General features: G+C 73.3%; 17 protein-coding genes. 13 read left to right on the plus strand and 4 right to left on the minus strand.

Features of this window, described 5'->3' with window-relative positions; all coding sequences use genetic code 11:
- Positions 1–58 precede the first annotated feature (58 nt).
- The gene (locus E9934_RS17325) at positions 59–2,017 is read left to right on the plus strand and encodes a M13 family metallopeptidase (RefSeq protein WP_136564163.1); all 1,959 of its coding nucleotides are present in this window, start codon (positions 59–61) and stop codon (positions 2,015–2,017) included.
- A 188-nt stretch (positions 2,018–2,205) separates the two neighbouring features.
- Here E9934_RS17325 and E9934_RS17330 read toward each other — a convergent pair whose 3' ends face one another.
- A complete protein-coding gene (locus E9934_RS17330) occupies positions 2,206–2,631 on the minus strand; it encodes a hypothetical protein (RefSeq protein ID WP_136564164.1) in 426 nt (141 codons plus the stop codon).
- A 90-nt stretch (positions 2,632–2,721) separates the two neighbouring features.
- Between E9934_RS17330 and E9934_RS17335 the strand changes: the two genes are divergently transcribed.
- Complete coding sequence (locus E9934_RS17335) at positions 2,722–3,027, plus strand: DUF2470 domain-containing protein (protein ID WP_136564165.1); 306 nt, start codon at positions 2,722–2,724, stop codon at positions 3,025–3,027.
- A gap of 1 nt (position 3,028) precedes the next feature.
- Here E9934_RS17335 and E9934_RS17340 read toward each other — a convergent pair whose 3' ends face one another.
- Positions 3,029–3,604 (minus strand): hypothetical protein, encoded by a 576-nt coding sequence (locus tag E9934_RS17340; RefSeq protein WP_136564166.1) that lies wholly within the window; start codon positions 3,602–3,604, stop codon positions 3,029–3,031.
- Positions 3,605–3,722: 118 nt separating this feature from the next.
- Between E9934_RS17340 and E9934_RS17345 the strand changes: the two genes are divergently transcribed.
- The 7 genes from E9934_RS17345 (at position 3,723) to E9934_RS17375 (ending at position 15,916) form a co-directional block, all read left to right on the plus strand.
- Positions 3,723–5,393, plus strand: coding sequence for a LuxR C-terminal-related transcriptional regulator (locus E9934_RS17345; protein ID WP_136564167.1), 1,671 nt, complete (start codon positions 3,723–3,725; stop codon positions 5,391–5,393).
- Between the two features lie 295 nt (positions 5,394–5,688).
- Entirely contained in the window at positions 5,689–7,296 is a 1,608-nt protein-coding gene (locus E9934_RS20370; RefSeq protein ID WP_158295052.1) for a helix-turn-helix domain-containing protein, read from the plus strand.
- 235 nt (positions 7,297–7,531) lie between these two features.
- Positions 7,532–9,682 (plus strand): RecQ family ATP-dependent DNA helicase, encoded by a 2,151-nt coding sequence (locus E9934_RS17355; RefSeq protein WP_136564169.1) that lies wholly within the window; start codon positions 7,532–7,534, stop codon positions 9,680–9,682.
- A gap of 50 nt (positions 9,683–9,732) precedes the next feature.
- Positions 9,733–10,791 carry an NAD(P)H-dependent amine dehydrogenase family protein gene (locus tag E9934_RS17360; protein WP_136564170.1) on the plus strand — a complete coding sequence of 353 codons (1,059 nt, stop codon included), beginning with the start codon at positions 9,733–9,735 and terminating at the stop codon, positions 10,789–10,791.
- A gap of 79 nt (positions 10,792–10,870) precedes the next feature.
- On the plus strand, positions 10,871–12,274 hold the full coding sequence (locus E9934_RS17365) for a hypothetical protein (protein ID WP_136564171.1): 1,404 nt from the start codon (positions 10,871–10,873) through the stop codon (positions 12,272–12,274).
- Between the two features lie 64 nt (positions 12,275–12,338).
- Positions 12,339–15,266, plus strand: a complete 2,928-nt coding sequence (locus E9934_RS17370; protein ID WP_136564172.1) for a DEAD/DEAH box helicase — start codon at positions 12,339–12,341, stop codon at positions 15,264–15,266.
- On the plus strand, positions 15,263–15,916 hold the full coding sequence (locus E9934_RS17375; RefSeq protein WP_136564173.1) for an SWIM zinc finger family protein: 654 nt from the start codon (positions 15,263–15,265) through the stop codon (positions 15,914–15,916). Before E9934_RS17370 ends, E9934_RS17375 begins: the two co-directional genes overlap by 4 nt.
- Position 15,917: 1 nt before the next feature.
- Here E9934_RS17375 and E9934_RS17380 read toward each other — a convergent pair whose 3' ends face one another.
- Positions 15,918–16,760: an SDR family oxidoreductase gene (locus E9934_RS17380; protein ID WP_136564174.1), complete on the minus strand. Its 843-nt coding sequence runs from the start codon at positions 16,758–16,760 to the stop codon at positions 15,918–15,920.
- A 98-nt stretch (positions 16,761–16,858) separates the two neighbouring features.
- Here E9934_RS17380 and E9934_RS17385 point away from each other — a divergent pair, with 98 nt between their 5' ends.
- The gene (locus E9934_RS17385; RefSeq protein ID WP_136564175.1) at positions 16,859–17,599 is read left to right on the plus strand and encodes a PaaX family transcriptional regulator C-terminal domain-containing protein; all 741 of its coding nucleotides are present in this window, start codon (positions 16,859–16,861) and stop codon (positions 17,597–17,599) included.
- A gap of 104 nt (positions 17,600–17,703) precedes the next feature.
- Positions 17,704–18,360 carry a suppressor of fused domain protein gene (locus E9934_RS17390; RefSeq protein ID WP_136564176.1) on the plus strand — a complete coding sequence of 219 codons (657 nt, stop codon included), beginning with the start codon at positions 17,704–17,706 and terminating at the stop codon, positions 18,358–18,360.
- 13 nt (positions 18,361–18,373) lie between these two features.
- Here the strand turns inward: E9934_RS17390 and E9934_RS17395 are convergent, their stop codons facing one another.
- A complete protein-coding gene (locus E9934_RS17395; RefSeq protein WP_238695034.1) occupies positions 18,374–19,111 on the minus strand; it encodes a PaaX family transcriptional regulator C-terminal domain-containing protein in 738 nt (245 codons plus the stop codon).
- Between the two features lie 258 nt (positions 19,112–19,369).
- Between E9934_RS17395 and E9934_RS17400 the strand changes: the two genes are divergently transcribed.
- A complete protein-coding gene (locus E9934_RS17400; protein ID WP_136564177.1) occupies positions 19,370–20,416 on the plus strand; it encodes a crotonase/enoyl-CoA hydratase family protein in 1,047 nt (348 codons plus the stop codon).
- Positions 20,417–20,421: 5 nt separating this feature from the next.
- Positions 20,422–22,065, plus strand: a complete 1,644-nt coding sequence (locus E9934_RS17405; protein WP_136564178.1) for an acyl-CoA dehydrogenase family protein — start codon at positions 20,422–20,424, stop codon at positions 22,063–22,065.
- Positions 22,066–22,143: the final 78 nt, after the last annotated feature.

Raw genomic sequence — 22,143 nt, forward strand, 5'->3', positions numbered from 1 at the left:
CGAGCCGACCGGTGGCGTGTCGGCGTCGGCTTGGGGGACGTGGCCTAGTCTCGGCCGGGTGAGCATCCTCGACGACGCCCGCCCGGGCATGGACCTCGACACCCGCCCCCAGGACGACCTCTTCGGCCACGTCAACGGCGCCTGGCTCGCCGAGACGGAGATCCCCTCCGACCGGTCCAGCTGGGGCCCCTTCGTCCAGCTCGCCGACCAGGCGGAGGCGGACGTGAAGGCGATCATCACCGAGCTGGCCGCCGACCCCGGCGGGTCGGAGGACGCCCGCAAGATCGCCGACCTGTTCAACTCCTTCATGGACGCCGAAGGCGTCGAGGCGGCCGGACTGGACCCGGTGCGGCCGCTGCTCGACGGCGTCGCGGGCCTGCGCGACATCCGTGACCTCGCTGCCTTCCTCGGCGAGTTCGAGCGCGTCGGTGGCTACGGCCTCTTCGGGTCCTACGTCGACACCGACGACCGGCAGTCCGACCGCTACCTCTTCCACCTCGTGCAGGGCGGTCTGGGGCTGCCCGACGAGTCCTACTACCGCGACGAGAAGTTCGCCGACATCCGTGAGAAGTACGCCGCCTACCTCGGCCGGCTGCTCACCCTCGGCGGCCACGACGACCCGTCGGGCGCCGCGCAGCGCATCCTCGCGCTCGACACCGAGCTGGCCCGCGGCCACTGGGAGCGGGCCGACACCCGCGACGTGCAGAAGACCTACAACCGGCTGACCGGCGACGAGCTCAAGGCCCTCTGCCCGGCGTTCGACTGGGACGCCTACGTCACCAACCTCGGCGGCCGGCTCTCGGGCCCGCAGGCGACGGTGGCCGAGGTCATCGTCCGCCAGCCGTCCTACCTCGAGCACCTGTCGAAGGTCCTCGACGCCACCCCGATCGAGACGTGGCGCGACTGGTTCACCTCACGGGTGCTGCGCTCGGCGGCGCCGTACCTCACCGACGAGCTCGTCGAGACCAACTTCGACTTCTACGGCCGCACGCTGTCGGGGACCCCCGAGCTGCGCGCCCGGTGGAAGCGGGCGGTGTCCTTCGTCGAGGGTGCGATGGGCGAGGCCGTCGGCAAGGAGTACGTCGCCCGGCACTTCCCGCCGACGTCGAAGGCGATGATGGACGAGCTGGTCGCCAACCTGCTCGCCGCCTACCGCTCCTCGATCAGCCAGCTGGACTGGATGACCGAGGAGACCAAGGAGAAGGCCTACGACAAGATCGCGACCTTCCGGCCCAAGATCGGCTATCCGGAGCGGTTCCGCGACTACAGCGCCCTCGTCGTCCGACCTGACGACCTGGTCGCCAACGCCCAGGCCGCCGCCGGCTTCGAGACCGACCGCCAGCTCGCCAAGATCGGCTCGCCGGTCGACCGCGACGAGTGGTTCATGCTGCCGCAGACCGTCAACGCCTACTACAACCCCGGCACCAACGAGATCTGCTTCCCGGCGGGCATCCTGCAGAAGCCGTTCTTCTCCCCGGACGCCGAGGAGGCCGAGAACTACGGCGGCATCGGTGCGGTCATCGGTCACGAGGTCGGCCACGGCTTCGACGACCAGGGTGCGCAGTACGACGGCGACGGCAACCTCAACGACTGGTGGACCGCCGACGACAAGGCCGCCTTCGAGGTGAAGTCGAAGGCACTGATCGAGCAGTACGACGGCTTCTCGCCGCGCAACCTGCCCGACGAGAAGGTCAACGGCTCACTGACCGTCGGGGAGAACATCGGGGACCTCGGCGGTCTCACCATCGCGCACAAGGCCTACCTCATCGCGGTGCAGTCGCGGGGCAGCGAGGCGTCCGTCGAGGACCGCAGGAAGCTGTTCTTCAACTGGGCCTACGTGTGGCGCACCAAGCGCCGGCTCGAGCAGGAGCAGCAGTACCTCACCATCGACCCGCACAGCCCGCCGGAGTTCCGCGCCAACATCGTGCGCAACCTCGACGAATTCCATGACGCCTTCGGGACCGTGCCGGGCGACGGGCTCTGGCTGGAGCCCGCCGACCGCGTCCGGATCTGGTGATCACGACGGCGGAGCCGGCGTGATCGTTGGTGGTTGAGCAGCGACCGCGGGGGAGGAACGAACCCGCGATGGAGCGTGTCGAAACCTCTGTGCGAACCTCGCGGACGCGAGCCCGGCGGTTTCGAGGCTCGTCGCTGGCGCTCCTCGCACCTCAACCACCGGGGCTCGTCACCTGCGTCCGCGTCGGATCAGAAGACCGCGCACACCACCCGCATCCGGACCGTGTCGGCCTCGGTCACGTCCGGGCTGTAGGCGTTGGCGACCTGCTCGGTGGGGACCTCGACCTGGACGGCCGCCCGTGAGCTGACCAGCCACGCCTCGGCCGAGAGCACCTTCCTCGTGCCCGGGCACGTGTAGCTGACCTTCGCCCAGTCGGAGGCGGGGATGTAGCTCTGCACCGTCTTCACATGCAGCGCCACGGGGCCCCGGGAGGTCGGGGCGAGATCGGCCCGGGTGAGCGTGCCGTTCTTGATGTCGACCGTGGTCACGGTGTTGTCCTTGATCTGGGCACCCGTGATCTGGGCGCCGGCGACGGCGCCACCGGCCCCGGCCGCGACGACGAGACCGGCGCAGACGGCGATCGTGGTGACGTGGGACCTGGAGAGGAATCGCATGGGTCGAGCGTGGCGAGGCCGGGTCTCGCTCCGCGATGGGGGTTTGGCCCATTCGCAGGGCCTTGTGTGCCCTCGCGGCAGGATGGGGGCATGACCCATGCCTTCGAACCCGCCGTGGTCGACGCCGTCCTGGCGCACATGAACGACGACCACCTCGACGACAACCTGCTCATCGTGCGCGCCAACGGCGTGCCGGAGGCGACCGCGGCGTCGATGAGCGACGCCGACGGCGAGGCGGGGACGTGGACGGTCATCGGCCCGGAGGGACCTCTCGGCGAGCGGCGGATCCTCTGGCCCGGCGGGCCCATCACCGAGCGGGCGGAGATCCGCCGCGAGGTGGTCGCGCTCTACGACGCCGCGTGCGCGACCCTCGGCACCGAGCCCCGCCCGCACTAGGTCAGGCGGCGTCGAGCATCAGCTGGAGCAGGGCCGCGCTGATGGTGACGAGCTCCTGCTCGCTCATTTCCTCGCCCTGGATGAGGGTGACCGTGTAGACGACGCCGCCGTCGACGAGCACGCCGCCGGAGGCCTGGAGGTTCTCGCCACCGGCGAAGGTGCCGGTCGCGACGAATGCCTCGCCCAGGTCGTCGAGGGGATGGTCGGTGGCGTTCTCGAGGGTGGCGGAGCTACCCGAGCGATAGCTCTCGAAGCCGCCGTTGTCGGCGCCGACCTCGACCGTGCCGAGGGAGCCACTGAGTGCGCGCGGGTCCTCCTGGTCGAACTCGCACACGTCGAACGGACCGGTCGTCGTGGTGACGGGGGCGCCGAGCGCCTCGCCGATCTCCTCAGCGGTGATCAGGTCGCAGAAGAGCGGCAGAGCCCCGCTGTCGCCGCTGTCCCCGCTGTCCCCGCCGTCACTGCCGGTCGAGGACGTGTCGCCGGAGTCCTTGCCGTTGATCTTGTCGGTGTCGTCGCCGCACCCGGCGGCCACTGCGCCGACCAGGAGCAGCCCGACGATCCATGCGCGCGTCATGAGGATCCCTTCCACGTGTGGTGCCGGGGGCGACTCTCGCGGCCGCCGGCGGGGGGCGGTAGTAGGGAAGCGGTGGAATCGCGTCGGGACGGGCCGACGGTCACTACGATGGTGGCTCGTGGACGTCGATCGGAGCGACCTGCTCGCCGGCGTCCTCGACGACCTGGCGGAGGGCCGGACGGGGCAGGCCCGGGACCGGCTGGACGCGGCATGGACGGCGGCCGCCGATCCGGTCGTGGCCGCCCTGGCATCGGTCGTCGGCTTCTGGACGGGCGACTTCGCGGCTGCGTCCTCCTGGGCGGACCATGGTCTGGCAGGCACGGGGAGCACTCACCCGGATGATCCCGGCGCCCGGGCGCTGGCCTGTGCCGCGGCCGCGCTGGCCGCCGCCGGCGACGTGGACGCCGACGGCCGTCCACCCTGGGCCGAGGGCACCGACCTGCTCGCCCGGGCTGGGGACGACGGCCGCTGGTGGTCGATGGTGCGCTACCTGCTCGCCGAGTCGGCGCTCGTCTCCGCCCGGCTGGCCGACGCCCGCGGCGTCCTGGCCGGTGCGCCCGCGTCGGCGGCCGCCTGGGCCGGGCACCGCTTCGCCGCGATGATGCGGGCGTGCGACGTGCGGGTCGCGGCCTTCGCCGGAGAGATCACGGAGGCCGGCGCGCTGCTCGGGCCGATGCGGGAGTCGGTGGTGCCGGGCAGTCGTCTGGTCGTGGTGGTGGAGGCGGTCGCGGGGCTGGTGCTGGGCAATGCGGACGACGCCGACGGCGTACGACGCAGCATCGAGACGTCGGAGTCCGCGGCGGTCCAGGCCGACCGCGACTTCATCGACCGGGGCGTGCTGCTCCTGCTGGCCTTCGGAGCGGTCGCCGTCGGTGACGTCGACGATGCGGCACGCCTGGTCTTCCGCGCCGGCGACGACGGCGATCTCGGTGCCTCCACGATCATCGACCGCGCGCTGGGTTTCGAGATGCTGCTGGTCGCCGCCCTCGACGTGGACGACGCCGCCGTCGCCGAGACCTGGCTCGCGGCCCTCGCTGGCCTGGAGGGCAGTGCGATCGCCGCGCCCACCGTCCGGCGCGCCCGTGCCCGCCACCTGCTGGCCGTCGGTGACGTGTCCTCCGCCATCGCCGAGCTCGAGGTGAGCATCGCGACCTGCCGGCGCGAGGGCCGCCTCGTCGAGGCGGCCGAGGGCGAGATCGTGCTCGCCCGGTCGCGGATCGCCGGCGCCGACATCGCCGCCGCGAATCGCGACCTGCGATCCCTGGTCAGTGCCAGCGACGCGAGCGGCCACCACGCCGTACGACGCTCCGCGACCTCAGCGCTGCAGGCGACCAGGCGACGGCTGCCGCCCGTGGCGGGCGGCGGATGGGACGTGCTGTCCGCGCGGGAGCAGCAGGTCGCCCGGTGCGTCCTCGACGGCCTCGACATCGGCGAGATCGCCGCGGCCCTCTTCCTCTCCCCGACCACCGTGCGCAGCCATGTCTCCCGGGTGCTGTGCGCCTTCGGGGTCCCCACCCGGATCGGGCTGCTCGCCGTCGCCGGGCCCGCCCGGCCGTCGCCCGGAGCGGGAGCGGTGGCGGCGGAGCTGCGGATGCTCAGCCCTCGCCAGGCCCAGGTCGCGGCGCTCGTCGCCGCCGGTCGCAGCAACCAGCAGATCGCCGAAGCGCTGGGGATCTCGGTCAAGGGCGTCGAGAAGCACGTCGGCGACATCCTCGTCCGCTGGTCGGCACGCTCCCGCTTCGACGTCGCCCGCACCTGGTGGGCGGTCGAGGGTGCACGGACGACCTGACCGGGACTGACGCCGATCCGGCGCCGACGGCGCGGGACCATCACCGAGACCCCCACAATCCCGGTGACGTCCGGCCCGCATCAGGCGGTGAACACCGTCGGGCGCGCCCCCCAGGGTCGCCCGACGGGCGGTCGATTGTCTCGTCGGCGCGGCCGCGGCGGCCATAGGGATTGCTCGCAATGGCGGCGTGTCGCGGTCGACGCGGGTCCAGGGTCAAAAAGGCGGCGTTCGGCTGCCGACCGTCGGACCCGCGTGCCACGGTGGGGTCGTGGGGTGGGTCGCAGGAGCGCAAGGGGTGCTGGAGCACCTGGTGGGCGAACGGCCGGAGCAGGGGCTGCTCGATGCCGAGGCGGCGTGGCGGGAGACGGGGGTCTCCGAGAGCGCCGCGGTCGCGGCCGTCGCGGCGAACTGGGTCGGCGACCACCGCCGGGCGAGCGCATTGGCTGCGGCTGGAGTCGCGGCGGCGTCGACACCGGAGGCTCGCGCGCTCTGCCTGGCCGGCGCAGCGTTGGCGGCTGCCGGCGACCCCGACGTCGACGGGCTCGGTCCGTGGCGGGAGGCCCGCGCCCTGCTGGACGACGTGGCGGACCTGGCCACGCCGGGCGGAGCGCTGCTGCGCTACGTCCTCGCGGAGGCCGCCCTGACCGGGGCGCGGCTCGACGATGCGGCCGAGGTCGACGGCGCCTTTGCCGTCGTACCCCCGCCCGACGAGGTGTGGGTCGGCCATCCCTTCGCGACCATGATGGCGATCTGCCGGCTGCGGATCGCGGCGTTCTCGGGACGCATCGACGCCGCGCAGGACCTGCTGCCGCCCGTGCTGGAGGCGGCGGCCGTCTCCGAGCGCCTGGCGGGCGTCGTCGGCTCGGTGGTCGGTGTGGTGCGGGGCAAGGCGGACGACCACGCCGCGCTGCTGGCGACCCTCGAGGTCGCCGACCGGGTGCCCGCCCCGCCGCGGGACTTCGTGGATCGCGGGGTGCTGCGGCTGCTCGGCTACGGCCTGATGGCGGCCGGGGAGACGGCGCTGGCGGCGAAGGTGATCCTCCGCGCCGCCGACGAGCACGGGCTGGAGAGGAGCACGCTGATCGACCGGGCGCTGTCCATCGACCTGCTGGTGGCGGTCGCGCTCGAGGGCGACGACCTCGTCTCCGCCGACACCTGGCTGGCCCTGCTGGACCCGGTCCTCGACCATCCCGTCGTCGCCCCGACCGCCACGCGGGCGTGGGGCCGGCGGCACCTGGCCGCAGGGGACGTGGACCTGGCCATCGAGTTCCTGACGACGTCGATCGAGCTCTGCGCCGAGCGCGGCAGCCAGACCGAGGTCGCCGACGGCGAGATCGTGCTGGCCCGCGCCCGGATCGCCGCCCGCGACGTGGGCAGCGCCTCGCGGCGGCTGCGGGCGCTCGTGGAGGACAGCGACCGCAGTGGCTACGGCGCCGTCCGACGCGCCGCCGAGGAGGTGCTGGCGCCGTCGGGCCGCCGGCTCCCGCCGGTCGCGGGCAAGGAGTGGTCCGTGCTCTCCGCCCGGGAGGCGGAGGTGGCCCGTCTCGTGCTGGCGGGCCGCGAGGTCGACGAGATCGCTGCGGACCTGTTCCTCGCGCCCAGCACGGTCCGGGCCCACCTCTCGCGCGTCTTCCACGCCTTCGGCGTGGCGAATCGGATCGGCCTCCTCGCGGCGGCCGGCGCCCGCTCGGGACCTGCAGAGGCGCCCGCGCTGAGCCCGCGCCAGGCCGACGTCGTCGGACTGCTGGCCGGAGGGCGGAGCAACCAGCAGATCGCCGAGGCCCTCGGGATCTCGGTCAAGGGCGTCGAGAAGCACGTCGGTGACGTCCGGCTGCGCTGGGCGGCACGCTCGCGCTTCGACATCGCCCGGATCTGGTGGTCGGCCAACACGTCGGAGGCGTGAGCCGGGTCGGACCCGCTCCGCGGTCCTCCCTTTCTTGCAGGACGAGGGGACTTTCGGGATTTTCGGGGACAGGTCCGATCCGGCGCCGCTAGTGTCGGCTCCAGCAGCCGCTGGTGACCCGAGACGCCAGCGGCTGCTTCCATTTTCCGTGTCGTTCCTCGTGCCGGCGAGATCAGCCCCGGTGCCTGTGCACTGGGATGCGGCAGGGTCGGGCGTGGCTGGTAGACACGGCCCCATGAGCCCGGACGACTCGGAGACCGTCACCCTCGCCACGGTCGGCAGCGCGCGCGAGCGTGCCGACGGCCACCTCCGCGCGCTGGTGGGTCGCGACGACGTCGCGCTCTATGACGACCAGTGGGCCGCGATCTCGGCGCTGGTCGAGGAGCGGCGCCGCGCCCTCGTGGTCCAGCGCACGGGCTGGGGCAAGTCGGCGGTCTACTTCGTCGCGACCCTGCTGCTGCGCGACCAGGGCGCGGGCCCGACCGTGATCATCTCCCCACTCCTGGCGCTGATGCGCAACCAGATCGCCGCGGCCGAGCGGGCCGGCATCCGCGCGGTCACGGTCAACTCGACCAATGTCGAGCAGTGGGACGACATCCACCGGATGATCGCCGCCGGCGAGGTCGACGTACTCCTCGTCAGCCCGGAGCGTCTCAACAACCCGGGCTTCCGCGACGAGGTGCTGCCGCGGCTGGCGGCGACCTGCGGCCTGCTGGTCGTCGACGAGGCGCACTGCATCTCCGACTGGGGCCATGACTTCCGCCCGGACTACCGCCGCATCCGGACCCTGCTCGCCGACCTGCCCGCCGGGATCCCCGTGCTGGCGACCACGGCGACCGCCAACCAGCGGGTCACCGACGACGTCGCCGAGCAGCTCGGCGCCGACGCGCTGGTGCTGCGCGGCAGCCTCGACCGGGCCAGCCTGCGCCTCGGCGTGGTCCGGCTGCCGACCGCCGAGCAGCGGCTGGCCTGGCTGGCCGACCACCTGGCCGAGCAGCAGGGCAGCGGCATCGTCTACTGCCTGACCGTTGCCGCCACCCAGGAGGTCGCCGACTACCTCCGCTCGCGCGGGCACCAGGTGGCGGCCTACTCCGGCCAGACCGAGCAGACCGAGCGGCTCGCCCTCGAGCAGGCCCTCGTCAACGGCGAGGTCAAGGCGCTGGTCGCGACCAGCGCGCTCGGCATGGGCTTCGACGCCGCCCTCGGCTTCGTCGTCAACCTCGGCGCCCCCAACAGCCCGGTCGCCTACTACCAGCAGGTGGGTCGAGCCGGCCGCGGCGCCGTCGACTCCGCCGAGGTGGTCCTGCTGCCGGCCATCGAGGACCGCGACATCTGGCGCTACTTCGCCTCGCTCGCCTTCCCCGCCGAGGACCTCGTGCGGCAGACCCTCGACGTGCTCGCCGAGGAGGGACGGCCGATGAGCACTGCCGGGCTGGAGCCGCGCATCGACCTGACCCGCACCCGGCTGGAGACGATGCTCAAGGTGCTCGACGTCGACGGTGCCGTCCGGCGGGTGCGCGGCGGCTGGGAGTCGACGGGCCAGCCCTGGAGCTATGACGCCGACCGCTACGCGCGGGTGAGTGCCGCGCGGGAGGCCGAGCAGCAGGCGATGATCGACTACCTCGGCAGCGACGAGTGCCGGATGCGCTACCTGCGCCGCCAGCTCGACGACCCGGAGGTCCTCGCCGACCCGTCGTGGACCTGCGGCCGTTGCGACAACTGCGGCGGCATGGCGTTGTCGACGGAGGTCTCGCAGGCCGCCGTCGGCGCCGCGGCCGAGCGTCTGGCCCGCCCCGGCGTGCCGATCGAGCCGCGCAAGCAGTGGCCCAGCGGACTGTCCTCGATCGGCCTCGGCTGGTCCGGCCGCATCAAGCCGCCCGCCGAGGAGGGCCGCGCCATCGCCCGCCTCACCGACCTCGGCCAGGGCAACGCGCTGCGCGAGCTCTTCCGTCCCGACGCCGACGGCCGGGCCGTCGACGGCCCGGTGCCCGAGGGGCTGGCCCGGGCCATGGTCGCGATGCTGCAGGACTGGCGCCCGCAGGTCGACGCCATCGTCGTGTGCGAGTCCGAGCGGCGTCCCCAGCTGACCACCGACCTCGCCGCCGGCCTGTCCCGCTTCCTCCAGGTCCCCGTCGTCGGCCGGTGGGCGATCGTCGACCCGGACGTCGCCCCCGACCGCGGCGCCACCAACTCCGCCCAGCGCGTCGCCGCCGTCGCCCGCCGCAGCGCGCTCCGGCTGGACGCGCCCGACGCCGTCGACGACCGTCGGGTGCTGCTGGTCGACGACCGGCTGGTGACCGGTTGGACGCTCACCCTCGCCGGCGTCGCCCTGTCCGAGGCAGGAGCGGCGGGCGTCGTACCCCTCGTGCTGGGGGTGGCGGGCTGAGGTGAATCTCCCCCTCGACACGAAATAGAACACGTTCTAGTCTCGCTCGCATGAGCGCACGCCGGCCCGACCGCCCCCTCCGCGTCATCCAGTGGACCACCGGCAACATCGGACGACGCTCGGCCCACGCGATCCTCGCCCGGCCCGACCTCGAGCTGGTCGGGGTCTATGCACACGGCGCGGACAAGGTCGGCAAGGACGCCGCCGAGCTGTGCGGCTGGCCCGAGCCCACCGGGGTGGTCGCGACCGACGACGTGGCCGCGCTGCTGGCGCTCGAGCCCGACGCCTGCTGCTACAACCCCCTGTGGCCGAGCATCGACGAGCTGGTCACTCTGCTCGAGGCGGGCATCAACGTCTGCACCAGCGCCGCGTGGATCACCGGCGGCAAGCAGACCCCCGAGGACCGCGCCCGGATCGACAAGGCCTGTCAGCAGGGGCAGTCGACCATCTTCGGCAGCGGCGCCCACCCCGGCATGACCAATATGATCGGCATGGTCCTCAGCGGCTCGTGCGAGCGGGTCGACGAGATCCGGATCACCGAGTCGGTCGACTGCTCGACCTACGAGTCGGCGGGCACCCAGACCGCCATGGGCTTCTCGCAGGCGCCCGACACCCCGGGCCTCGCCGAGTCGGTGCGCCGCGAGAGCGAGGTCTTCGCCGAGTCCGCAGCGATGATGGCCGATGCGCTCGGCGTCACCCTCGACAGGCTGACCTTCGACGTCGAGTTCACCACCGCCACCGGCCACTCCGACCTCGGCTTCATGGAGATCCCGGAGGGCACGGTCGCCGGCGTGATGGGCTACCACCGCGGCTGGGTCGGTGACCGCAACGTCGTCAGCGTCGGCTTCAACTGGACGATGGGCAGCCACGTCGAGCCGCCCAAGCCGCTCGCCCACGGCCACGTCATCCAGGTCTTCGGGGTGCCCAACATGCGCACCGTCGTGCAGTGCCTGCCGCCGAAGGACTGGACCGAGCCGGGCTACATGGGTCTGGGGATGATCTACACCGCCCTGCCCGTGACCAATGCCGTGCCGGCCGTGGTCGCCGCGCCGCCGGGCATCGTGACCCTCGCCGACCTGCCTCCGGTGACCGGCCGCGTCCTGCCCTGAACCTTCCTGAGTCGCCCTGAGTCGCCCTCGGGCCGCCACCTCCCCGGTTTCGGGGAGAAGTCGCCCTAGATTGCTGGACATGACTGACGACGCCACCTCGGGCAGCACGGGCAGCACCCCGACCTCCGGCGGGGACGCGACTCCGCCTCCGCCTCCACCAGCGCCCAGCGATGCTCCCGCGCCGCCGGACTTCTCTCCCGACCGGACCGTGATGCGCCCGCGGCCCGACGCCGCGCCCGCGGCGCCACCCGCCGAGCCTGCCGCGCCCGTCGGTCCGGCCGCGCCCGGCTCGGGCAGCGAGGAGCCGCCACCGGCCCATCGTGGCGCGGCAGCGCCGGAGGACGACGGCGGCCGGACCGTCGTCGCACCGGTCCGCGGCGCCCATGCCGCCCCCGAGGGGACACCCGACCCGGCCTACGACCCCGCTGTCCTGGGCGCGGGCTCCGGCGGTCCGCCGTCCTGGGGCGACGACGCCGTGCTCGACCCGGACTTCCCCACCAGGGCCACCAAGGCCGGCATGACCGGCGCCGTCGTCGCGGTCGGCACCGGCCTCCTGGGCGCCGCGATCGTCATCTCGGTGTTCCGCAGCCGCTCGGGCGACGACGGTGAGCTCGACTGGTCCAACTACGGCGCCGGCCTCGCTGCCACGGCCGGCCTGCTGCTCATCGCGCTCCTGGGCGCGCTCGCGTCCCGCCGCGCCGGCGGCCGCGCCCGCGAGGAGGTCGTGACCTGGCCGGGCGTCGTCGGGATCCTCGGTGTCGCCGCGATGATCACGGTCGGGATCGACAAGGACGACAACTGGGTCGGCTACCTGGTCGGCGGCGTGGTGGTCGCGCTGTCCGTCATCGGCTACGTCGCCGCCCGTCGCGCCGCGTTCATGGTGACGACGATCCTCGGACTCGCGCTCATCTACGGATTGCTCTTCGACGACCTGCTGGCCGACAGCATCGACGGCGAGCACCAATCGGTGGTGGCCGCTGCGGTCGTCGGGGTCTTCGTGCTCGCCGTGACGCTGCTGGGCTGGATGCTTCCGAGCCGGGCCGTGACCGGCGTCGTGGTCGGTGCGATGGGTCTGGCGTCGTACGTCGGCATCATGCTGATCTTCGTCGCGACCCGCCTCCTGAGCGGGTTCTTCGGATTCATGGCGATGGGTGGCGGGGGCGACCCGTTCGCCGACCCGATGCCGGAGGATCTTGGCTTCGTCGAGGCGGACGTGTGGTGGGTGCTGGCCTTCGCGGCTGTCCTCACGATCGTGTGGGGTGTGGCGGCGTCGATCACCAACCACTCCGGCTTCAGCATCCTCGCCATCGCGATGCCGGCCATCACCGTCCCACTCGCCTCGGTCGCGCTCGCGGCCGAGCACCCGACCTGGTGGTCGGCCATCGTCGGCGCCGCCGGGGGCGTGCTGCTGCTCGGTGGCCTGCTCGTCGCGCGGCTGCGCGGCCGATCGACCGCGGCCCAGGCGGATCCAGTGTCCTCGTGAGACGACGAGCCGACGGGGCCGGCGCCGGGAACTCGGTGTCGGCCCCACCCGTTAGCGTCCCTTTGTGAGCTTCGTACCCGTGACCGGCCCGGCGACCTTCCGGGCCGGGCGACCCGCACGGGACGGATCGATCGAGTTCCGGTCCGCAGCGCCGGACGGGGCCGACGGGGCCGACGGCCGGGTGGTCGCGCTGCCACTGCGGGCGGCGCTCCCGGTGCTGCACCGCGCCCGCGACGACCGCGACGCCCACCCGAGCGTGCTCCTGCTCAGCAGTGCCGCGCTGCTCGGGCTGCGGCTGGTCGCGGCCGGGCGGATCGCTCCCGACGACGACCAGCCGGGGTGGCGGGTCGCCGAGCTCGACGATCGCGACCGTGAGGCGGTCGACCGTCTCCTCCTCGCCCGGACGTACGACGGCCTCGACCCCGCCGACGCCCGCGTCATCGTCGAGGGCGTGCTCGACGGGGTGGCCGACACGATGACGCGCGCCGCGCCCGTGGCCCGCCCCCGGACCCGCCGCCCGGCCTCCGCGCCGTCGTCCCCTGCTCCGGGCGGCGACCAGTCGGCCGTCGCGCCGGAGTCGTTCGCCGAGCGTGTCCGTGCCCGGCTCGCGGCCCGGGTGGAGGCCGAGCAGCGGGCCGCGTCGGTCGCCGCGCTCCCCGAGCTGGTGCGGGTCTCGTTGCGCGTCGAGGCCGACGAGGGCGAGCTCGAGGCCGGGTCGGTGCGCCTGGTCGTGCAGGTGCACGACGAGCGCGACCCGATGCACGTGTGTGACGCCGGCGTGCTGTGGTCGGCCGACCCGGACGACCCCGAGGTCGCGGAGAGCCACGGCTTCGGTCCGCGGGCCCGCATCCATGCGGGCATCGCGCTGCGCGGAGCCGCGGAGGCCTGGCCGGTCCTCGACCGGCTGCTGGCGCTGGCCGTGCCCGACGAGATCACCCTCGACGGCGACGAGATCGCCAGCCTCCTCGGTCATGTCGGCGCCCTGCGGGACGCGCGCGTCGACGTGCACTGGCCGCGTGGGCTCGGCCCGCGACTCACGACCCGCGCCGTGCTCGACCGGCGCCCCGATCCGTTGGGTCCGGCCGGTCGCCAGGACCCGGCCGAGCTGCCCTTCCAGGACAGCCCGTTCTCGATGGACGGCCTGTTCTCCTTCTCCTGGCAGGTCGCGCTCGGCGACGACGCGCTCACCGACGCGGAGATGGACGAGCTGGCGCGGGCCGCCAGCCCCGTCATCAAGCTGCGCGGGGCATGGACGATCGTCGACCCCACCGTGGCGCTGCGCGCGCGCAAGCGGCTGATCCGCAAGGCCACCGGCGCGCAGGCGCTCGCTGCCGCGCTCACGGGCGTCACCGAGCTCCCGGCCGACGGTGAGGCGGAGTCGTCCTCGACGCAGGTGATCGTGGGCGCGCGGCTCCTGGACGTGCGCGAGCAGGTGCTCGCCGCCGCGACGCGCGACCCGCTCCCCGCGCCTGCCGGCCTCGCCGCGTCCCTGCGCGACTACCAGCGTCAGGGGCTGACCTGGCTGGCCGACCTGACCGGCCTCGGGCTGGGCGCCTGCCTCGCCGACGACATGGGCCTGGGCAAGACGATCACGCTCATCGCGCTCCACCTGCACCGGCTCGAGACCGGCGCCGCGGCCGGCCGTCCCACCCTCGTGGTCTGTCCCGCCAGTCTCCTCGGCAACTGGGAGGCGGAGATCCGGCGCTTCGCGCCCGACTGCCCCGTCCGCCGGTTCCACGGCTCCGCACGCGAGCTGCCCGGCGCGTCCGAGGCGGCCGATGAGTCGGTGCTGGTCGGTGTGACCAAGGGAGCGGGCTTCGTGCTCACCACCTATGGCACCCTGCGCCGCGACGACGGTGCGGACGGCGCGCTCGCCGCGATCGACTGGGACCTCGTCGTCGCCGACGAGGCGCAGCACGTCAAGAACTCCCGGACCTCGACCGCGCGCGCCCTGCGCAAGGTGCCCTCGCGCGCCCGCGTCGCCCTGACCGGCACGCCGGTGGAGAACGACCTCACCGAGCTGTGGTCGATCCTCGACTGGTGCGTGCCCGGCCTGCTCGGCAGCCGCCAGGCGTTCCGGCGGGTCTGGGCGGCACCGATCGAGTCGGGCGCGGAGCCGACCAAGGCGCGCCAGTTCGCCGACCTCATCGGCCCGTTCCTGCTGCGGCGCCGCAAGTCCGACCCCGGCATCGCCCCCGAGCTGCCCGCCAAGACCGAGACCGACCACCTGCTGTCGCTCACCCGCGAGCAGGTCGTGCTCTATGAGGGCTTCGTCCGGGACACCATGGAGCGGATCGAGGCGCTGCCGGCCGACGACCCGCGCCGTCGGGGCCTCGTCCTCGCGCTGCTGACCGGCCTCAAGCAGATCTGCAACCATCCGGCGCAGTTCCTCAAGCAGGAGTCGGCCCGTCTCGTCGGCCGCTCGGAGAAGGTGGAGCTCCTCGAGGAGCTCGTCTCCACGGTCGTCGCCGAGGGCGGTGCCCTCCTCGTCTTCACGCAGTACGTCGCCATGGGCCGCCTGATCGAGCGGCACCTCGCCGACATCGGGATGCCCCACCAGTTCCTGCACGGACAGACTCCGGTGCGCGAGCGGGAGGCGATGGTGGCGCGCTTCCAGGCCGGCGAGGTGCCGGTGTTCCTGCTGTCCCTCAAGGCCGGCGGCACCGGCCTCAACCTGACCCGCGCCGACCACGTCGTCCACGTCGACCGGTGGTGGAACCCGGCCGTCGAGGAGCAGGCCACCGACCGCGCCTACCGGATCGGGCAGACCCGGCCGGTGCAGGTGCACCGGATGACGGCGCAGGGCACGATCGAGGAGCGGGTCGCGGCGCTGCTGGGTCGCAAGCGCCAGCTCGCCGACGCCGTGCTGGCCCGCGGTGACGCTGCCCTCACCGAGCTCGGCAACGCCGAGCTGCGCGACCTCGTCACCCTGCGCACCGACCAGCGCCGCCAGCAGATCCTCGACGACCTCCGCGCCCGGGAGGAGGGATGAGGACGACCTACGTGCGGCAGGCGCCACCCCGGCGGGGGGTCCGGTCGTGGTGGGGCAAGGCCTGGCTGCGGGCGGCCGAGGAGGCGGCGTACTCCGAGGCGGAGCTGAAGCCGGGTCGCGTCCTCGCCCGTCGCGGAGAGGTCGGCGGGATCACCGTCGACGCGGGGGCGCTGCTCGCGGCGGTCCGCGACGGTGACGACGCATGGACGGTCGAGGTCGCCGTGCCCGTGCTCGACGAGACCGGCCATGCGGCCTTCCTGGAGGCCGTGGCGGCCGAGTCGGGCCGGATCCCCGAGCTCTTCGCCGGCAACCTGCCGCACGAGCTCGTCGAGCACGCGGAGGAGGTCGGCGTGGAGCTGCTGCCCTATGGCGGCGAGCTCGCGTCGACCTGCACGTGCCCGCACTACCTCGACCCGTGCGCCCACGCGGTCGCCGTCCTGCTGCAGACCGGCTGGCTGGTCGACGCCGACCCGCTGGTCCTGCTGGCCGTGCGCGGCGTCTCCCGCGACGACCTGCTCACCGCTCGGCCCGTCCCGCCTCCGGCGGCCGAGGCCGCAGGGCCGGGTGTCCTCGACCTGGCCGACGACGTCGAGGTGGCCGTCGACGCCGCGCTCCGGGCCCGGCAGCTGCTCGACGAGCTCGACGACTGACTCAGGCGGAGGCCGGCGGGTCGACGAAGATGTCGTACTCCAGCTCGCCGCTGCCGCCGTACGCCGACAGGTCGGTCACGCCCGCCTCGGCGAGGACGTCGACGTCGATGAACGTGTGCCCGGTGCAGGTCGCCGACGGCCGGGTCAGGATCTCGACGGCGGCGTCGGCGACGATCTCGGGGGTGCGGGCCCGCTGGATCGCGGCGTCGCCGCCGAGCAGGTTCTGCACCGCCGCGGTCGCGATGAGTGTCTGCGGCCACAGGCAATTGGCGGCCACGCCGTGCTCGGCGTACTCCGCCGCCCAGCCCAGGGTCAGCAGGGACATGCCGTACTTCGCCAGCGTGTAGGCCGGGTGCGCGCCGAGCCACTCGGGCGACATGTTCAGCGGCGGCGACAGTGAGAGCAGGTGGGCGTTGTCGCTCTCGCGCAGGTGCGGCAGGCAGGCGCGGGAGAGCAGGTAGGTGCCGCGGAGCTGGATCGACGTCATCAGGTCGAAGCGCTTGACCGGCAGCTCCTCGGTCGGGGCGAGGGCGATGGCCGAGGCGTTGTTGACGCAGATGTCGATCCCGCCGAAGCGCTCGACCGTCTGCGCGACGGCCCGGGCGACCGAGTCCTCGTCACGGACGTCACCGACGATCGCCAGCGCCTGACCGCCGGCCGCCTCGATCTCGGCGGCTGCGGTGTGGACCGTCCCGGGCAGACGCGGGTCCGGCGCGTCGGTCTTGGCGAGCAGGGCGACGTTGGCGCCCTCCCGGGCAGCGGCGATGCCGATGGCGAGGCCGATGCCGCGGCTGCCGCCGGACATGATCAGGGTGCGCCCGGTCAGGCGCTGCGTGGAGGTCATGGCGCCGGACATTACACATCGGGAACATTCGCGGAAAGAATGTAAGACGCAGGTCACATGCCCGGCGGCGCTACCGCGCGATCTCCTAGGCTCCAGCCATGCCCGCCTCCCCGATCCGTCCCGTCGCGGCGCGCTCGGCGGTCCTGAGCCTGCTCATCGGGGCCGAGGTGGCCGAGCTCTCTGCGCGCGAGCTGGTGGCCGGCGGCGGCCTCGTCGGCGTCGCCGAGAGCACCGTCCGCGCCGCGTTGTCGCGGATGACGGCGGCCGGTGACCTGGCGCGTACGACGGACGGCTACCGCCTCTCCGACCGGCTCCGTGAGCGGCAGCGCCGGCAGGAGGACGCCGTCCACCCGCGCCGTGTCGACCGGGCCGGTGGCTGGGCGGGCGACTGGGAGATGTTTACGGTCACTGCGGCCGGTCGTCCCGCCGACGAGCGGGCCGAGCTGCGGTCGCGGCTCCAGGGGCTGCGCCTGGCCGAGCTGCGCGAGGGCCTCTGGCTCCGTCCGGCCAACCTCGAGCTCGAATGGACGGAGGAGGTCCTCGTGCTGGGGGAGCGCTTCGTCGCCCGCCCGGCTCGCTCGGCCGACGAGCTCGTCGCCCTGCTGTGGGACCTCGACGCCTGGGCCGCCACGGCGCGCTCGCTGCTCGAGGCGACCCGCACCGACGACCCTGCTCGCCGGTTCGCTGCCTGCATCACCTCGGCCCGCCACCTGCTCGCCGACCCGGTGCTGCCGGTCGCGCTCCTGCCCCGGGACTGGCCGGGCGAGGCGCTGCGGGCCGAGCACCTCGCCTATCGCGCCTGGCTGCAGGAGATGCGCCGCGCCGCTGCAGGGGGTTAGGGCCCGCCTCCCGGGCCGACGGCGCCGACGTGGGAGACACGCCCTGTGGCGCCAGCGGTTTGTTGCTCCCTCGCGGCGGGCAGGTCCCCGCGGTGAGTGCACCCATGAGCCGTGAACAGTACGCCGCCCGCACCGCCGCAGAGGACGACTGGGCGCCCGGGTGGGAGGCGATCGACTCGGCGTTCGCCGCCGTCTACGGCGACCAGGAGCCGCGCCACTCGGCGACCAACCTGGCGGCCCGCGCGATGTTCGGCGGACCGGAGCATCTCGACGGCGTGAGCGTCTTCGTCGGTGACGGCTACCTGCACGCGGTCAGCTATGGGATGAGCGACCTCTACGCCGATCTGGAGAGCTATGGTCGCGAGCGGAGCGGTTGGGGCTACGAGCTGACGACCAAGGTGCGCACGACCGAGCCCGAGATCGGCTGGGCGATCGGCACGATGGCCAACCTGGCGCGCTACACCGCCGGCTCGGGACGCTGGTTCGAGCCCTTCCAGGTGGTCGCCGGCGGGAGCTCGATCCGGCAGGGCTACGACTCGGCGATCACGAGCTACCTCGTGGTGCCCGACACGACCGTCGCGCCGGTCGACTCCCTGCACGGCCGGCTGGAGTTCCTGCAGCTCGTCGGGGTGACCACCGCCGAGGCCGACTGGGTTGCCGCGGCCGACACCCCGCAACGGTGTCGCGAGCTCGCCACCCGGCTGTCGCGGCTCGACCCCTACCTGGCCACCGATCTCGATCGCCGCGACGCGGTGGGCTGAGCGCCGCGGGACGTCACGAGCCGACGGTCAACCCGCGCAGCTCGGCCTGGTAGCCCGCATAGGCGTCGCGCATGGCCGCGGCCGGCCAGTCGGCGGGCAGCAGCGTCGCCGGCAGCAGTGGATCGGCGGCGAGGTGACGCACCAGGTGCGCGGCGACCGCGAGGCGCGGGGCGGGCTCGGTGGTCGCCGCGAGCCGGTCGAGGAGCCGGCGTCCCTCGGCGGCCCAGGCGCGCAGGTCCCACAGGCCGGCCGCGAGGGCGGCGGGGTCGTCGTCCGGCGTGGCGGTGAACGTGCTGAGCACGACGTCGTCGGCGTAGGCGCGCGGTCGCCGCAGGTTGGCCGGGCGGGTCCACACGCCCTCGCGCAGCTCCGCCAGGCGGTAGGACGCCAGCCGCTCCCGCAGTGCGCCCCGCTCGGTCGCCGACCGGCCGCCGACCACCACGACCGCCATCTCCCAGGTGCCGTCCCACGGGGTCTCGGCATCGAGTGCGGCCTCATCCTGACGCTGCTGTCGGCGGGCGAGGCGCTCGCCGAGGGCATAGACGGCCGCTTGCCCTGAGCCTGTCGAAGGGTGGCGGCGCAGGTCCCCGGCGGCGACGGCGCGGGTGAGCGCGACCCGTGCGGTCGACGCGGGGATGCCGAAGTGCTCGCCGGCGCGGACCAGCTCCGCGGCCGACATCCGATCGGGATGGGAGCCGAGCAGCAGACTGAGCATGACCGATCGCGCGGGGAGCGGGGCGGTCTCGGTCACGACCGCACTTTCTCATGCTGTGACGCTCGCTCGTCGAGTAGCAGGCGAGCGCCAGCACCTCCTTCGTTCGTCGAGTAGCAGGCGAGCGCCAGCGAGCCGCGTATCGAGACGTCCGCAACCGGCGTACCGGACCGGGCCAGTCCCAGCACCGGGCACAGACGTCTCGATACGCCCGCTCGTTCCTCGCGGACTACTCGACGAACGACAGGGAACTACAGATCTGGACACAACTGTCGACACAAGCGTAATGTCGCGGCCATGACGGATCCCGCCGCCTGGCGTCGCCCCGCGCACGAGGGCCCCGACTCGCCGTACCGCGCCACGCCGCGGCTCTCCGACGACGTGCCGCCCTACCGGACGTTGACCTACGAGGTCGACGGGCGGGTCGCGCGACTCACCTTCAACCGTCCGGAGCAGGGCAACTCGATCACCCCGGACACCCCGGTCGAGCTGGCCGACGCCGTCGAGCGCGCCGATCTCGATCCGCGGGTGCACGTGATCGTGCTCAGCGGCCGGGGCAAGGGCTTCTGCGGTGGCTACGACCTCGCCGCCTCGGCCGAGGGTCTGATGGACGGGGGTCTCGACGAGCTCGACCACCGGGTGGGGCCTGTGCCGCGCGAGGGCACCGTCCTCGACCCGACCGTCCAGATGCTCAACCACGACCCGGCGGGCACGTGGGACCCGATGGTCGACTACGCGATGATGAGCCGCTTCACGCGTGGCTTCGCGAGCCTGCTGCACGCCAACAAGCCCACCGTGGCGAGGATCCACGGCTTCTGCGTCGCCGGCGGCACCGACATCGCGCTGCACTGCGACCAGATCGTGATCGCGGCGGACGCCAAGATCGGCTACCCGCCCACCCGGGTCTGGGGCGTCCCGTCCGCCGGCCTGTGGGCGCACCGCCTCGGCGACCAGCGGGCCAAGCGGCTGCTGCTCACCGGTGACACCCTCACCGGCACCGAGGCCGCGGCGTGGGGCCTGGCGATCGACGCGCCCGAGCCCGACCGGCTTGAGGAGCGCACCGAGGCGCTGGTGCAGCGGATCGCCGCGATGCCGCTCAACCAGCTCATCATGACCAAGCTCGCGCTCAACTCCGCGCTCCTCGCGCAGGGCGTGCAGAACAGTCAGATGATCTCGACCGTCTTCGACGGCATCTCCCGCCACACCCGCGAGGGATACGCCTTCCAGCAGCGCGCCGCCGAGGCCGGCTTCCGGCAGGCCGTGCGTGAGCGCGACGGGGCGCCGTACGACGACCACGGACCGCAGACCAGCAACGTCACGAACCAGCCGAACAGCGAGGGATGATCGCCATGACCAGCACCCACGAGGTCACCAACCAGGTCCCGCCGCTCCTCGGCCACGACACGTCCGCCGACCCCGCGCTGCGCGAGGGCATCGAGCGCGAGGGCGCCGGCTGGGCCCTGCCCGAGATCGAGGCCGTCGGCCGGCTCGCCGGCTCCGCCGAGGCCCGCGACTGGGGACGGCTCGCCGAGCGCGTCCCGCCCCGCCTGCACACCCATGACCGTTACGGCCGGCGCGTCGACGAGGTCGAGTACGTCCCGGCGTACCACCAGCTGATGGAGACCGCCGTCTCCCACGGCATCCACGCGGCGCCGTGGGCCGACGACCGACCGGGCGCGCACGTCGCTCGCGCGGCGAAGTTCTACTCCTGGAACGTCGACGCCGGGCACGGCTGCCCGATCTCGATGACCTATGCCGTGGTCCCGGCGCTGCGGGCCACCCCCGAGCTGGCTGCGCGCTTCGAGCCGCTGCTGACGAATCGGGAGTACGACTTCGGCCTGCGCGACCCCGCGACCAAGCGGGGCCTGATCGCCGGCATGTCGATGACCGAGAAGCAGGGCGGCTCGGACGTGCGCGCCAACACGACCACCGCGACGCCGCTGGACGGAGGAGGCGACGAGGCCGGCGCCTACCGGATCGTGGGCCACAAGTGGTTCACCTCCGCCCCGATGTCCGACATGTTCCTCACCCTCGCGCAGGCGCCGGGCGGGCTGTCGTGCTTCCTGCTGCCCCGCGTCCTGCCGGGAGGCGACGCCAACCCGATCCGTTTCCAGCGGCTCAAGGACAAGCTCGGCAACAAGTCCAACGCCTCGTCGGAGATCGAGTACGAGAACGCCGTCGGCTGGCTCGTCGGCGAGGAGGGCAAGGGCGTCAAGACGATCGTCGAGATGGTCAACATGACCCGCCTCGACTGCGTCATCGGCAGCGCCGCCGGCATGCGCGCCGCCCTCGAGCAGGCCGTCCACCACACCCAGCACCGCGCTGCCTTCGGCAAGCAGCTCGTCGACCAGCCGCTGATGCGCAACGTGCTCGCCGACCTCGCCCTGGAGTCCGAGGCCGCGACCACCGCGATGATGCGCCTGGCCGGCGCCAACGACCGCGCCATCCACGGCGACGCGGGCGAGGCCGCCCTGCGCCGACTCGCCCTCGCCGCCACGAAGTACTACGTCTGCAAGCGCGGCCCCTCCCTGGCGGTGGAGGCGCTCGAGTGCCTCGGCGGCAACGGCTACACCGAGGACTTCGACCTCGCCCGGATCTATCGCGAGCTGCCGCTGCTGTCGATCTGGGAGGGCTCCGGCAACGTCGCCGCCCTCGACGCGCTGCGCGCCATCGGCCGCGAGCCCGAGTCCCTCGACGCGTTCTTCGCCGAGGCCGAGCTGGCCGTCGGCACCGACCAGCGCTACGACGACGCGCTCACGTCGCTGAAGAAGGAGTTCACGGACTTCGACGACATCGAGCTGCGCGCCCGACGCCTGGTCGAGCAGATCGCCGTCGTCTTCCAGGCCGGCCTGCTGATCCGCTTCGCCCCCACCGCCGTCGCCGACGCCTTCTGCGCCAGCCGCCTGGTCCGCGACTGGGGCAGCGCCTTCGGCACCCTGCCCGCCGGCCTCGATCTCGCCCCGATCATCGAGCGGGCCGCGCCGCGCTTCTGACCCGGATCGGACCCCGTCGTACCCCCGCCGTTCGGGATAGTCCCTGCCCAAAAGCACCGAAATCGACCGCAGTTCGGT

This window comes from Nocardioides caeni, assembly GCF_004912195.1.
Taxonomy (GTDB): domain Bacteria; phylum Actinomycetota; class Actinomycetes; order Propionibacteriales; family Nocardioidaceae; genus Nocardioides; species Nocardioides caeni.